Origin of the sequence: Streptomyces sp. NPDC087270, from assembly GCF_044744625.1 — a bacterium.
Classification (GTDB): domain Bacteria; phylum Actinomycetota; class Actinomycetes; order Streptomycetales; family Streptomycetaceae; genus Actinacidiphila.
Genome location: NZ_JBIUYR010000029.1, coordinates 48,372 through 62,098, shown reverse-complemented (window position 1 = coordinate 62,098; position 13,727 = coordinate 48,372). Strand labels below are relative to the sequence as shown.

Annotated in this window: 9 protein-coding genes; 8 read left to right on the top strand and 1 reads right to left on the bottom strand. The window is 72.6% G+C overall.

The window, feature by feature from the left end; all coding sequences use genetic code 11:
• The first annotated feature begins 641 nt into the window (after nucleotides 1-641).
• The 7 genes from ACIPAE_RS37405 to ACIPAE_RS37375 all read left to right on the top strand — a co-directional run bounded on the left by ACIPAE_RS37405 (nucleotide 642) and on the right by ACIPAE_RS37375 (nucleotide 8,678).
• On the top strand, nucleotides 642-1,589 hold the full coding sequence (locus tag ACIPAE_RS37405) for an aKG-HExxH-type peptide beta-hydroxylase (RefSeq protein ID WP_402451607.1): 948 nt from the start codon (nucleotides 642-644) through the stop codon (nucleotides 1,587-1,589).
• The gene (locus ACIPAE_RS37400; RefSeq protein WP_402451604.1) at nucleotides 1,586-2,698 is read left to right on the top strand and encodes a YcaO-like family protein; all 1,113 of its coding nucleotides are present in this window, start codon (nucleotides 1,586-1,588) and stop codon (nucleotides 2,696-2,698) included. The genes ACIPAE_RS37405 and ACIPAE_RS37400 overlap by 4 nt, the downstream gene beginning before the upstream one ends.
• A 7-nt stretch (nucleotides 2,699-2,705) precedes the next feature.
• Nucleotides 2,706-3,440 carry a class I SAM-dependent DNA methyltransferase gene (locus ACIPAE_RS37395; RefSeq protein ID WP_402451601.1) on the top strand — a complete coding sequence of 245 codons (735 nt, stop codon included), beginning with the start codon at nucleotides 2,706-2,708 and terminating at the stop codon, nucleotides 3,438-3,440.
• 59 nt (nucleotides 3,441-3,499) lie between these two features.
• The gene (locus tag ACIPAE_RS37390; protein WP_329361114.1) at nucleotides 3,500-4,687 is read left to right on the top strand and encodes a cytochrome P450; all 1,188 of its coding nucleotides are present in this window, start codon (nucleotides 3,500-3,502) and stop codon (nucleotides 4,685-4,687) included.
• A gap of 158 nt (nucleotides 4,688-4,845) precedes the next feature.
• Nucleotides 4,846-6,048 (top strand): glycosyltransferase family 4 protein, encoded by a 1,203-nt coding sequence (locus ACIPAE_RS37385; RefSeq protein ID WP_402451597.1) that lies wholly within the window; start codon nucleotides 4,846-4,848, stop codon nucleotides 6,046-6,048.
• 28 nt (nucleotides 6,049-6,076) lie between these two features.
• Entirely contained in the window at nucleotides 6,077-7,057 is a 981-nt protein-coding gene (locus ACIPAE_RS37380; protein ID WP_402451594.1) for an NAD-dependent epimerase/dehydratase family protein, read from the top strand.
• Between the two features lie 463 nt (nucleotides 7,058-7,520).
• Nucleotides 7,521-8,678 (top strand): glycosyltransferase family 4 protein, encoded by a 1,158-nt coding sequence (locus ACIPAE_RS37375; protein WP_402451593.1) that lies wholly within the window; start codon nucleotides 7,521-7,523, stop codon nucleotides 8,676-8,678.
• Between the two features lie 106 nt (nucleotides 8,679-8,784).
• Here ACIPAE_RS37375 and ACIPAE_RS37370 read toward each other — a convergent pair whose 3' ends face one another.
• On the bottom strand, nucleotides 8,785-9,045 hold the full coding sequence (locus ACIPAE_RS37370) for a helicase associated domain-containing protein (protein WP_402451591.1): 261 nt from the start codon (nucleotides 9,043-9,045) through the stop codon (nucleotides 8,785-8,787).
• Between the two features lie 1,702 nt (nucleotides 9,046-10,747).
• Between ACIPAE_RS37370 and ACIPAE_RS37365 the strand changes: the two genes are divergently transcribed.
• The gene (locus ACIPAE_RS37365) at nucleotides 10,748-13,597 is read left to right on the top strand and encodes an HD domain-containing protein (protein WP_402451671.1); all 2,850 of its coding nucleotides are present in this window, start codon (nucleotides 10,748-10,750) and stop codon (nucleotides 13,595-13,597) included.
• Nucleotides 13,598-13,727 lie beyond the last annotated feature (130 nt).

Genomic DNA, 13,727 nt, shown 5'->3' with positions numbered 1-13,727 from the left:
AATTCTCTTTCCGAAGGCATATGCAATTTTCTGCGCGCGCAGGCGGAATGGTGCCGGTGCGGTGCGAGGGGGCGCCGCCTCAAACTACCCGGCATAATTCCCGGGCGAAAGGCCGTCGCAATCAGCCATCTTCAGCCTGCGTCAGAACTGGCTTCGTGGCCGGGACCGGTCCGCCGCTGGGCGCTTCGTGCGGCTGATGCCGGACGCGTCTGCCCCTCTCCCGCGTCCTCTTTGCCCCTGCACAGGCGGAATATGTGGCCGGAGCGGGGCCCGTCCGGGGCCGCCGGTGGACCGGCCGCTCGACACGATCCGCGACGGCGCCGACGAGCGCGTTCGGGACGGTGCGCCGGTGTCCTGATATCCGCCGCATTTCCCCCTCGGCTGTTGGCATTGCCGGTTTCGCCCCTGATGATGATCCGGCCGGTGAACCCGACCGAGCACGGTAGGGCCGGTGAGGTGAAAGGAATCCTCCATGAACGAGGAAATCGAGCAGCTCACGGACGAAGACCTGCCCGAGCTTGCGCTGTTGGTCGACATTCCCTCGGGCGACGAGTCCTGACGGTACGTCCGCACATCGCGTCTCCGCGGCGGGCCTTCCCGGGCCCGCCGCACATCGCTGCCGAGGACCTGGAAGAGGGTGCATGCGCGTCGAACCGGATGCCCAGGAGGCCGTCCACGAGCGGACCCAGGTGCTGCGGCGCCTGCGGCGCGTACTGGAACGGGCGGAGCTGACGCCGCCGGCGCCGGAAGCGTTGCGCCATCCGGCGGCGGCCGAGGTCGCCCACCTCGCTCAACACGCGCTGCGGTCGGGCCCGTTGAGGCCGGAGCAGCACAGCCGTCTGGCCGCGCGGCTGGAGCGGGTGCCGCCTGCCGCCTTCGGCCCTGCCGACCCGCAGGACCATCTGGACCGGAGCGTGACCCGGGCGCTGCGCGCCATCCCGGCGCGGCAGGGCGCCGACGGACAGCCGGTCACCGCCGTCCTCACCGTGTGGGACGAACGCGAGCGCGCCTCGCTGGCGCGGGCACTCGGTCTGCTCGCCCGGGTCTGGCCGGAAGCCGCCGCCGAGGTACGGGAGACAGTCACCGAGATCGCGCTGCTCGACGGCGAGGCGATCAACGGGTTCACCGACTTCACCGTCCACGGCGCCGTCCTGATCCACCGGGCCCGGCTGACGGACAGCGCCGCCGGACTGCCCGGCCACGTGCGGTTCGCCGAGGCACTGGTACACGAGGGCACCCACACCCGGTGCAACGCCGCCGCCCTGACAACCCCGTTCCTGGAGCCGGGCGACCAGCCGCGCGGCGCCGACGGCACCGGCCGCGCCGGCGAGCTGCTCGTCGAGACCCCGTTGCGGGCCGACCCCCGCCCGCTCACCGGCCTGTTCCAGCAGACGGTGGTGCTGGCCCGCAGCGTGGAGTTCTACCTGCGGCTCACCGGCGCTGACCCAGCCGTCGACTCCCGGCGCGCAACGCTCCTGCGCGGAGCCCACCAGGCCGTGGACACCCTGAACGCGCACGCCGACCAGCTCACGGACGACGGGAAACGGCTGCTCGCCGAGTGCGGCGCGCTCATCGGAGCGGACAGGTGACGCCCTGGACCCCCCAGGTGTTCGCGCCCTACCCGCGCCGGCCCGACCTGCTGTTCGCGCGGGTGGCGGCCCGCTCCGCCGCGTTCGACAGCACCAGCGCCGCAGGAGGTGCGCCGGTCCTCGTCGGCAGCGCCGCGGGCCACGAGCGCGACCAGGTCGCCGTCAGCGCGCGAGGTGAGCTGCTGGAGCGGCTCGGCAACGTGATGGCCGGGCGCGCGGCCGAGGCCGCCGCCGAACTGGTGGGCAGCGTTGCGGAACTGCGCCGCAAGGGGATACCCGTCCTCGAACCGTACCCGGGCGCGGACACCCGTCGGCTGTGGGTGCGCGGCCGGACCGCGGACGGCGCGCAGGTGTGCGTCCCGGCGGGCGCGGCCTTCCTCCAGCACCGGCCCCCGGCCGGCTGCGACGCGGCCCGGACGGCCGGCTCCACCGGTATCGCGGCCCACCCCGACCGGCGGGCCGCGATACGCCACGCGGCATGGGAGGTACTCGAACGGGATCTCGTGCGGCGCAGCTGGTACCGGCTCACGGACCGGCCACCGCACCGGATACCGTTCGACCCCCCGCCGGCACTCACCGCCCACCTCCAGGACCGGGCACTGACCACGACGGCCTTCGCTCTCCCCGCTCCGCCCGCCACGGCCTGCGTCGTGGTGTGCCTGCACCGGCCGGACGGCACCGGCCAGGCGTTCGGGGCACGCTGCGGACCGGCGGACACCGTCGCGTCGCTCGCCGAGAAAGCGGCCTACGAGGCGCTGATGGTCCGTTGGAGCATACGGACCCCCGTGGCCCGCACGACCTGGGCACGCTGGCACGGGACGACACCGCCGGCGACCGCCGTCCAGCACGCGCTGTGGGCCTTCCACCGCCAGGACAGCCTGGGGCTGTGGAACGTGGGCCCGTTGTCCGCCGTGGCCCCGCCCGCGCACGGTGGGACACCGGACCCGCTCGATGTGCTCGCCGCCCACACCGGCCAGGACGTCGCCCTGGTCGACAGCACCTCGGCGACCGCCCGTGACGCCGGGGTCAGGGTGGTCCGCGTGCTGGCCCCCGGAACCAGCGCGCTGCCGTCCGGCACAGGCCCCGGGCACCCCCACCCCTTCGGCTAGGAGCCCCATGCCCCCCGACCCCGCGCGGCCGAGCCCCGGCTACGCCGCCGACATCCCCGACGACTACGACCGCTGGTTCGGCAAACCGGGGATCACCGGGGCGACCGTCGACGCGCTCGCCGCCCTCGCCGGTCGCGGGCCGGTCCTCGAACTCGGCGTCGGTACCGGCCGAGTCGCCCTGCCGCTGCGGGCACGCGGTCTCGCGGTGCACGGCGTCGAAGGGTCCGAGGCGATGCTGCGCCGGCTGCGCGCCAAACCCGGCGGCGAGGGTGTCCCGGTGACCGTCGGCGATTTCGCCGAGGTACCCGTCGACGGCAACTTCAGCCTGGTCTATCTGGCCGGCGGCACCTTCGCGGAACTGCCCGACCAGGCCGCCCAGGTCTGCTGTTTCCGGAACGCGGCGGCACGTCTGGCACCGGGCGGCCTGTTCGTGCTCGACGCCCACGTGCCCGAGGCGCTGGCGGCGGCCGGAACGGAGATCGTCGCCGAGGGGGAGGACCTCCTGGTGCTGTGCCACCGCAGGCTCGACACCGCGGCGCAGCGCTACCACTCGTACTACGTCATCCACGAAGGCGGACGCACCCGGCAGTTGCGCGTCGCGTTCCGCTACGCGGGACACGGGGAGCTGGACCTGATGGCCGCTCAGGCGGGACTTCGGCTCAAGGAGCGCTGGGGCGGCTGGACCCGGGTGCCCTTCACGGCAGACAGCACGTACCACGTGTCCGTCTACGAACGCCCCTGACCCCACGACCAGCGCGCCGACCAGGACGGCCACCCTGTGACGCGTCGACGGAGGCCCCGATGGACCAGCCGGAACAGCTCAGGGAGTTCCCCTTCCCGCACCGGGACGGCCTCGACCCCGTGCCCGAGTTCGCCGAACTGCGCCACAGCGCCCCGGTCGTCCGGGTCCGGATGCCCAGCGGGGACACCGCGTGGCTGGTGACCCGGCACGCGGACGTGCGCCGGGTGCTGGCCGAGCCGTGCTTCAGCCGGGCACGGGCGACCCGGGGCACGGGACCGCGGTACGCCCGCACGACCACCCTGCCCGACTCGATCCTTGCCGCCGACCCGCCCGACCACTCCCGGCTGCGCCGGCTCGTCGCACCCGCCCTCGGCGGACGCCGGGCGGAGGCGATGCGCGGCGCCATCGCGCTGCTGGCCCAGGAACTGCTGGCGGACCTGGAACGACGGCCGTGTCCCGCCGACGCCGTCGCGGGCTTCACCCGGCCGCTGCCGCTGACCGTGATCTGCGACCTGCTGGGGACGCCCCGTGTCGACGGCGACCGGCTCGACGCGTGGAACGACGCGCTGCGTAGCCTCACCGCGATGCCGGACGCCGAGGTCACGGCGGCGGTCGACGACATGACCGGCTACCTGGCCCGGCTCGTCACCGCCAAACGCGCCCACCCCGGCGACGACCTGCTCAGCGCGCTGATCGCCGCCCGGGACGCGGGCGACCGGCTGAGCCAGGGCGAGCTGATCTCGTTCTGCGTGGTCCTGCTCGCCGGCGGCTACGGCACCACCGCCGACCGCCTCGCCGGCCTGATCCACCTGCTGCTCGACCGGCCGGAGCGCTACGACCTGCTCGTCCGCGAACCGCACCGGGTCGCCGACGCCGTCGAGGAGCTCCTGCGGTACGCACAGGCCACCGTCGGGGCGAACCTGCGGGTGACCACCAAGGCCGTGTCGCTGAGCGGGGTGGAGATCCCGGCGGGCGAAGCGGTGATCGCGCTGACCTCCTCGGCCAACCACGACGAGGACGTCTACCCCGCACCCGACCTGCTCGACCTGACCCGGGCCGCGCCCGCCCACCTGGCCTTCGGACATGGCGCGCACTTCTGCGTCGGGGCACAACTCGCCCGGGTCCAGCTCCAGGAGGCCCTCGCGGCCCTGGTACGGCGCCTTCCGACCCTGCGCGCGGCAGGCCCCCCGCAGTGGAAGCGCGGCCAGATCACCCGATCCCCGCGGACCCTGCCGGTGCGCTGGTGAGCCGGGCGGCGGCCCGACTGCCGCCCTACTCCAGCAGGACCCGGGCCCCCCACCGGACCCGGCCCGGCCCGCCGTCCACCTCGGGGCCGCGGGAAGCGTTCCCGACCGGCCGCGGCGACCCCGGCCGACCGGCTCCACGAGAGCAGAGAGTAGGAACCATGCGCATCGCGTACCTGCACGGCGGCAGCATCCCCTCGTTCTTCGCCAACGGCGTCCACGTCATGCGCATGTGTGACGCGTTCACCGACGCCGGACACGACGTCACCCTGTACTCCCTGCCGGGCACCTACACCGACCAGGACCCCTACACGTACTACGGCGTCCGCCACCGCTTCCCGATCCGGCTGGTCCCCGCCCCCGACTACACCCAGGACGGCTACCGCCGACGCGGACAGGACATCAGAGACCTGCTCACCGGTGACGCCGTCCCCGACCTCCTCTACTCCCGGGACCCGCACACCCTCGCCGTCACCGCCGACCTGGCCCCGTTCGTCTACGAGGTCCACCAGCTGCGCCGGGACCTGCCCGCCGGCTTCGAAAGAGCCCTGCTCAGCCACCCGCGGCTGGCGCGGATCGTGGTCGTCACCCGCGCGCTCGCGCACGATCTCCAAGCGGCCTACCCGGAACTGGGCACGCTGCCGATCCACGTCGCCCCCGACTGCGCCGACCCCCCCGCCGCCGCCACGGCGACCGCCCCGCTGCCGGGACGCCCCGACGCGCCGACGATCGGCTACGTCGGCCACCTCTACGACGGACGCGGCATCGACCTGATCATCGATCTCGCCGGGCGGCTGCCCGCCTTCGACTTCCACCTGGTCGGCGGCACCACCGAGGACCAGGCCCGCTGGCAGGAGTCCTGCCCGCACCCCAACCTGTACTTCCACGGGCACCAGCCGCCCTCCGAACTCCACCGGTACTTCCCCCTGTTCGACGTCGTCCTCGCCCCTCACCAGCCGAAGGTCTACACCTGGGGCAGGATCGACGAGATCGGCCGCTGGACCTCCCCGATGAAGCTGTTCGAGTACATGGCGCACGGCCGCGCCATCGTCGCCTCCGACCTCCCGGTCCTGCGCGAGGTGCTCCAGGACCGCGTCAACTGCCTGCTCCGCCCGTCCGACGCGCCGCAGGCATGGGCCGACGCCCTCACCGAACTGATCGCCGACCCGCTACTGCGCGCCTCACTCGGCGAGGAGGCCAGGCGGCAGTTCCTCCAGCACTACACCTGGCGCCGCCGCGCCGACCTGGTCCTCGCCGACCTCGCACCACGGGGGACGGGCGGCCTCGGAACACCGGCGACACGCAAAGCCCCTACGCCGGCCGAGGGCCTCCACACGGCGGACACCGCAGCCGTCAACGACTGATCCGCTCTACGCGTCCAGGGAGGATTCCGTGCGCCACGGGAACGATCAGCGGCCGGCACCGACCAGAGTCGTCGTCACGGGGGCCGCGGGCTTCATCGGCTCGCACCTCGTCGAGGCCCTTCTGACGAACGGGAACACGGTCGTCGGCGTGGACCGCCGCGCCCCGGACGGCGACCCGGCGACGACGGCACGTCTGAGCCGCGCCCTCAAGCACCCCCGCTTCTCCCTGGTCACCGCCGACCTGCGGACCTTTCCGCTCACCGCCCTGTTCCGGCACTCCCACGCCGTCTTCCATCTCGCCGCGCTGCCCGGAGTACGCGGCTCGTGGGGCGAGCGGTTCGGTGAATACACGTCATGCAACGTCTTCGCCACCGAACGCGTGCTGTCGGCCTGCGAGGAAGCCCGCGTTCCCCGCCTCGTCTACGCCTCCTCCTCCAGCGTCTACGGCAGCAGCGCCGGAGCCACCCACGAGACGACCGCACCCCACCCCGAGTCCCCCTACGCGGTCAGCAAACTCGCCGGAGAACAGCTCTGCCTGGCCCACGCGGACCAGGCCGCCTCCACGCTCACCGCAGTGGTACTGCGCTTCTTCACCGTCTACGGCCCGCGCCAACGCCCCGACATGCTCATCGGCCGGGCACTGACGGCGGCCCTGGGCGGCCCGGAGCTGACCCTGTACGGGGACGGCGGCAACTCCCGCGACTTCACCTACGTCGGCGACATCGTCCGCGCCGCCGTCGCCGCCGCGACCCGCCCCGTCGGCACGAGCGTCCTGAACGTCGGCGCCGGCGTCAGCACCAGCGTGGCCGAAGTCCTGTCCACCGTCGAGGAGTTGACCGGCCACGCGGTGCCCGTCACCCGCCTGCCCGCCCAGGCGGGCGACGTGGACACCACCCTCGCCGACCGGTCACGCGCGGCGGAACTGCTGGGCTGGGCGCCGCGCACCACCCTCCGCCAGGGCATCTCCCGGCAACTTGCCCACCTCACCGCCGACTCGCTGCGCCTTTGAAGGCCCGGTTTCCCGGCGGTCAGCACGCCCGCCGACAACTCCGGCGCCCGCGCTGCCGCCTGCAGCGTCGCCGGACCCCGTCGGGGCGACCGGGGGAGGGGGCCGTGCGCCAGGCCGAAACGCGGCTCTTGGAACGTGCAGGGGCGCACGCGATGATGCTGCGTGCTCGGGCCGGTGCCGGCGTGCCGACGTGCCGACCGCCTGGCCGGCGCCGTGGGGAGCGGCCGGTCCGCGGTACCCGACCGCCTCCCGGTCCCGGCCGTCCGGGTCAAGCGCGCCCCGCCCGAGGCGGCGCCCGGCAGGTACCCGTGAGGACTCGCGCGACACCGCCCGCCCGTCTTGGCCCACCGCGAGGAGACGCCCATGGACGCAACGGACATCACGTGCCACGAACCGGCCGCCGGGATTGGTGCCGGCCGCCGCCGCAGGCCCGCCCGGCCGGCGGGCCAGGGGTAGGCCGGCCGTGCGCATCGCCTACCTGCACCCCGGAAGCGTCCCGTCGCTGTACGCCAACAGCGTCCACGCCATGCGCATGTGCGACGCGTTCGCGCAAGGCGGCCACGAGGTCACCCTCTACACCACGGCGGGCACCTTCACCGTCGACGACCCGCACGCCTACTACGGGGTCCGGCCCGGCTTCCACATCCGGTGGGTGTCCGGCCCCGACTGGACCCCGGCCGGCTACCGGATACGCGCCGCCCGCGTGCGCGGCCTGCTCACCGGCCCGGACGCCCCCGACCTGGTCTACGGCCACGACCTGTACGCCCTCACGGCCGCGGTCGGCGTCGCGCCGCTGGTGTACGAGACCCACCGCCTGCGGGACGACCCGAACACCCTGGGCATCGAGGCGCGCCTGCTCAAGTCCGGCTCGCCCGCCCGGCTCGTGGTGATCACGCACGCCCTCGCCCACGCCTACCGGGCCGCCTACGGCGACGAGGGCCTCCCGCCGATCGTCGTCGCCCCCGAGGGCGCCGACCCGCCCGCGTCCCCCGCGGATACTCCGGCGCTGCCGGGACGCCCGGGCGTGCCCCGGATCGGCTACGTCGGCCACCTGTACGAAGGGCGCGGCATCGAGCTCATCCTCGAACTGGCCCACCGGCTGCCGGGCCTGGACTTCCACCTGGTCGGCGGCACCCCCGAGGACCTCGCGCGCTGGGGCGGGCGCCCCCGCCCCGCCAACGCGCACTTCCACGGGCACCGGCCGCCCGGCGCCGTATGGTCCTACTACCCGCTCTTCGATGTCGTGCTGGCCCCGTACCAGACGAAGGTCTACACCGTGGACGGGCTCGGCGAGACCGGCCGCTGGGCCTCTCCGATGAAGGTGTTCGAGTACATGGCCCAGGGCCTTGCGGTGATCGCCTCCGACCTGCCGATCCTGCGCGAGGTCCTCCAGGACCGGGTCAACTGCCTGCTGCGACCGCCCGCGGAGCCGGCGGCCTGGGCGGACGCGCTCCTCGAACTGCTCGCCGACGAGCCCCTGCGGCGCGCCCTCGGCGCCGAGGCCCGGCGCCAGGCCCTGGGGCGGTACACCTGGCGCCACCGCGCCAACCGCGTGCTCGCGGGCCTGCCGGGCCTGCCCGGCGCCCCCGGCCTCGGACCCGGGGGGAGCGAGGCGCTTTAAGGACTTGTCCGGCCGATCGTGTGACTACTCCGTCCACACAGTTGGAGGGTACGGCCGATGGCACGCGTGACCACAGTCGGAGAGCCCGGCCCTTCGGCCGCGCTGCTCACCAGCGCATGCCGAGTGCGTCGAGTTCCGCGCGCCGTTCGGGCGTCAGCTTGTCGGCTCTGCGGCGGGTGTTGTCGATGAAGGTGCCGAGCTTGTACGGGACCCCGTCGACGATTTCGAGGTGTTTCCTGGGGACGTGGAGGTGGCCTTCGCGGGTGTGGAACTCCTTGGCGGCGCCGATGTTCGTGGCCCATTTGTCGGCCTGTGTACGGGGCGCGTGTGGCCGCTCGTCAGGCGCTACGGGGGACAGGTGGAGCATGTTCTCCAGCAGCCACACCTGCGCGGGCAGCAGTTGCTCCCAGCCGAGTCGCTGTGAACTACAGGCTCGATGTCCAGGTTATTCCGATGATCTGCCGCCTGATTTCTAACGACGTGTCCGAGCTGCGGAGGATGTCGCCGCAGCTCAGGCGTGTGTTTTTCCTAGCAGTTGATCTTTGATGAGTTTGGCACTGAGGCTGGAACTCCAGAAGACGTCGCGCTGGCTGCGGTGTGCCCCCACGCGCAGGGGGAGCAGGCGAGCTCGGCCGTCACGTACGAGTAGGGCGGGGCGGTACCGCCCGCTTACAAGGGGGAGCAGCGGGTCGATCGACTCCAGGGCGTCGCGGCGCTCAGCAATACCCCCGTGTGCAGGGAGAGCAGTACTTCCGCGACAACAACCGCCGCGCAGGGTCCGCTGTACCCCCTCATGTAAGGGGAGCAGAACTGAGCCCACTGCGCGACCATCGTCGGGTCGGCGGTACCCCCACATGCAGGGGAGCAGGTCAGCCAGGGGTTGAGCTGCAAGATCCCACGGGTGGTACCCCCACATCAGGGGGAGTAGCTGTAGGGCGGGTTGAACCGGTAGAGCCCGCGCGGTACCCCCAATGTGCAGAGGGAGCAGGCGAGCTCGGCCGTCACGTACGAGTAGGGCGGGGCGCTACCCCCCCCACATGCAAGGGGGGAGCAGTAGCCCATGATCTCGCCCAGCGCCATGTTGACCGCGTTACCCCGCGCGTAGAGGGAGCAACTCGAACCTGCGGAGGACGTCCGTCGGGTCACTGCGATACCCCCAGGTAGGGGAGCTGGCGCGGTGATCGACCAGCCCTCACAAGCCCTGCGCGGTACCCCCGCGTGTAGTGGGGAGCAGTTCCGCCACCACCGTGAACTCGCCCCAGTGCCCGCGTTACCCCCGCGCGCAGGGGAGCAGCGGCGAGAGAAGTCCTGCCGGGCCACCACCATGGTGGTATCCCCTGCGCAGGGAGAACAGCTGAGGAATCGGGCGAACTCCGATACCAGCATTGTGGTACCCCCTCGCCCAGGGGAACAGTCCTCAACTCAGTGGTGGAACGTCATCACCGACGCGCTACCCCCATGTGCTGGGGGAGCAGTAGTGGCGTTGCCAGTCCAGGGGCGCCAGGGGCAAACGGTACCCCCATCCGCAGGGGAGCGGCGCAACTCACCGAAGCCCCTGTTGACGGCCGGTGCGGACCCCCACGCGCGGGGGAGCAGAGGCCCCGGTCCCGTGCCTGCGAGAGCGTCAGCGCGGTACCCCCATGTGCAGGGGAAGCAGGTCGCGGAGAAACTCGCCCGCTACGCCCAGTACGCGGTACCCCCTCGTGCGGGGGGAGCAGTGGTATGGGGACTGGTCGGAGTACTGGCAGGCCACGCGCATGGGGAGCAGGCTTTTTGACCCGGGCTGTTATGCGGGCTTGGTCCTTTCTTTACATGGTTTCTGGGTGTGCTGTCGCATGTGTTTGGTGGGTTTTGTGTTCCGCGCTCTTCATGGTGTGGTTTTTGTGGGTGCGTTGTCCAGCGGTTTGCGGCGGGTGCGTTGGGGTCGGTCGGATGCATGCGGATCTACGACCTTGAGTGGTCTGTTGTGGTCGTTTCCCAGCGTTTTTCTGTCGATGGTGCTCTGGCGAGGGCACTTTGTTGATCTGGCTTCATCGTGGTCGTGGTCGCGGCGATTGTTGTGGAGGTGGGTGCTGGTGGGTGTGGTGGAGGATGCGGGGCGCGGGGGGATCCCGTTGGGCCCTTGGGGGAAGTTCGATAGTGCTTCGGGGGAGTCGTATGCGTTGTTGTTTCATTTGCTGGATGCGGGTGCGGTGGGGGAGGTTTTGTGGCGCTTGTTTTTGACGGTCCGGCAGCGGCAAGTCATTGCTGATGGTTTGGGGGTGTCGCTGGAGCAGGCGGGCCGGCTGGTGGCGTTCTGTGCGGCCTGTCACGACATCGGGAAAGTGAGTGCTTTTCAGGCGTGTGAGCCGGTGGCGTGGGCGCGTGTGGGGGAGGCGCTGCGGGCTGATGCGGGCGGCTGGGTGTGGATGCCGCACGGTCGGGCGTCGATGGTTGCGCTACTGCCGGTGCTGGCGGAGCTGGGCTTCGAGGTGGCGGGCAACGCGAGCGCCGGTGTGCGGGTGGCGCAGGTCGCCGGTGGTCATCACGGCAGGTATCCGGCGTTGGACGTTACGGCCGAGTTGAGGCAGGACGGCAGGCTGGGCGGCCCGCTGTGGACGGACTTGCGGCGTCGGTATGTGCGGGTCGTGCACCATCTGCTGGGTGTGGAGGTGGTGCCGTCGCGGATGTCGGCGCAGGCGGCTGTGCTGATCACGGGTGTGGTGATGCTCGCGGACCGGCTGGTGAGTCAGCGCGGGTACTGGACGAGGCGGGCGTCGGCGCCGGCGGTGGGTGCGGCCGAGCACATGGCCGGCTCTCGGGCGCAGGCTCCGCGGCTGGTGGACCGTGCGGGGCTGAGCCGGGTGGTGTTGCCGGAGGTGCCGTTCGCCCGGGCGCACAGCCTGCCGGAGCCCAATGTGATGCAGGCGTCGCTGATGAGGGCCCTGCAGAAGGCGGGGGCGGGCGGTGGGGGCGCGATGGTGCTGGTCACGGACGGTACGGGCGGGGGGAAGTCCGCGGCGGGCCTGGAAGCGGCACGGTTGCTGAACGCGGCGTGCGGGACGGCGGGCTGGTGCTGGCTGCTGCCGACGACGGCGACCGCGGATGCCGCCTACGACGTGGCGGCGAGGTATGTGGAGGCGCACGGCGCGGACAGGTCGCCGCTGGGCCTGGTGCACCACCACCCGTGGCTGAACCGGGCCTATACCGACCAGCGGATCGCGGCGGACCTCCAGGGATCGACGCGGGACGCCCCGTGGAACGACACGGTGTGGGACGAGGGCGAGGGGGAGGAGCGGGAGCGTCCCCGGGAGGCGGTCACAGTCCCGGACCGGTGGCTGCGCGGGTGGGACAGGGCGCTGCTGGCACAGTTCGCGGTGGCCACGGTGGACCAGGCGCTGATGGCGGCGCTGCCGGTGCGGCACAGCCCGTTGCGGATGCTGGCCCTGTCGGGCAAGGCCGTGATCATCGACGAGGCGCACGTCCTGGACACGTTCACGTTCCGCCAGTTGGAGCGGCTGCTGGTGTGGCTGGGCGCCTTCGGTACACCGGTGGTGGTGCTGTCCGCGACGCTTCCTGCCCGGGCGGGGGAGCGGCTGGTGCGTGCTTACCTGCGGGGGGCCGGCGCCGCCGCCTCGGCCGGGCCGCTGGTGGCCCCGTATCCGGGGTGGCTGATCGCGGACGCCGCTACGGGCGCCACTACGGTGATGGCGGCTGCCGACCGTGAACGGCACCGCGGGCGGCAGCGCCGCAGCGTCGTGATGGGCCGGGCGGACGTGGTGTACCGGCCGCTGGGGCCGGCGCCGCGGCAGGTTCAGGCCGCAGAGCGCCTGGCGGTGATCGGAGAACTGGTCGCCCCGGTGGTGTCCGGCGGGGGATACGCGGCGGTGACGGCCGCGACCGTGACCGATGCGCAGGAGACCTACCGGTACCTGCGCGACACCCTGGATTTCGGCGGGCGGCCCGCTGACCTGGTCCTGCTGCACGCCCGGTTCCCCGGCCGGCAGCGCGAGCGCCTGATGCGCCGGGTACGACAGGCCCTCGGCCGCGACCGGCCCTATCCCGGGCGGATGATCGTGGTCACCACGAGCCTGTTGGACGTCAGCCTCGACATCGACGTCGATGTGATGATCAGCGACCTCGCCCCGATCAGCTGGCTGCTGCAACGCTTGGGCCGGCTGTGGCGGTTCCAGCACGCCTGGACGGGGCAGGAGCGGCGGCCTGCGTGGGTCCGCGAGGCCGGCGCGTGCCTGACGGTGTGCCACCCCGTCGGCCCGGACGGCGCCCTGGACGTGCCCGGGCACTGGTCACACATCCCCGCGTTCACTCTCCACGCCACCGCCGCGACGCTGGCTGGCCGCACTGCCGGGCAGCCGCTGATCCTGCCCGACGCCGTGCCCGCCTTGGTGGAAGAAGTACAAGCCGCCCTGGACACCGAGAAGGGCGCCGCCGTCGATGTCGAACTGCACCGCGCCTACACCGCGTCGGTCAGGGCGCAGGAGCACCTCAGCTCCGCCCAGTTGATCCCGCCGCCGCACCGCGTGGCGTCGCTGTTCGACCTGCACCGCCAGCCGCTGACCGCCGCGACGGCCGCCACCCGCCTGGGGATGCTGCCCCGCCCGCTGCTGCCCTGCTACCGCACGCCGCACGGACGGCTGGCCCTGGACGCGGCGGGCCGTTTCGAACTGCCCGAAGGGAATCTGCGGCCCGCGCACGTGCGGGCTCTCCTCGGCCGGAGCGTGCCGGTGCCCGCGGCGTGGGTGGCCCGCCCGGGCGCCGGCCACCCGCGGCCGCCCACTGCCTGGAGGGGCCACCCCCTGCTGGGCGACCTGGTCCTGCTGCCCCTGACCGCCGACCGGGCGCCGACAGCGTTCGGTGACCACCTGGTGCACCTGGACCCCGAACTCGGCCTGGTGCACCAGCACACCCCCGCCGTCTGACCGCGCGCCGCCGAGCCGCGGCCCCTTACAGGCCCGCTGCGCGGCGCCTTCGGCAGGGCGCAGGGCATCCGCACGGTGGGTGCTTAGCAGACCCGGGGGAGAAGAATCTCATTTTTGCAGTGATTCGCGG

Excerpts from the sequence above, each read along its gene's own strand:
- ACIPAE_RS37405 (WP_402451607.1), top strand. The coding sequence starts at position 642 with ATGCGCGTCGAACCGGATGCCCAGGAGGCCGTCCACGAGCGGACCCAG.
- ACIPAE_RS37395 (WP_402451601.1), top strand. The coding sequence starts at position 2,706 with ATGCCCCCCGACCCCGCGCGGCCGAGCCCCGGCTACGCCGCCGACATC.
- ACIPAE_RS37390 (WP_329361114.1), top strand. The coding sequence starts at position 3,500 with ATGGACCAGCCGGAACAGCTCAGGGAGTTCCCCTTCCCGCACCGGGAC.
- ACIPAE_RS37385 (WP_402451597.1), top strand. The coding sequence starts at position 4,846 with ATGCGCATCGCGTACCTGCACGGCGGCAGCATCCCCTCGTTCTTCGCC.
- ACIPAE_RS37370 (WP_402451591.1), bottom strand. The coding sequence starts at position 9,045 with ATGCTCCACCTGTCCCCCGTAGCGCCTGACGAGCGGCCACACGCGCCC.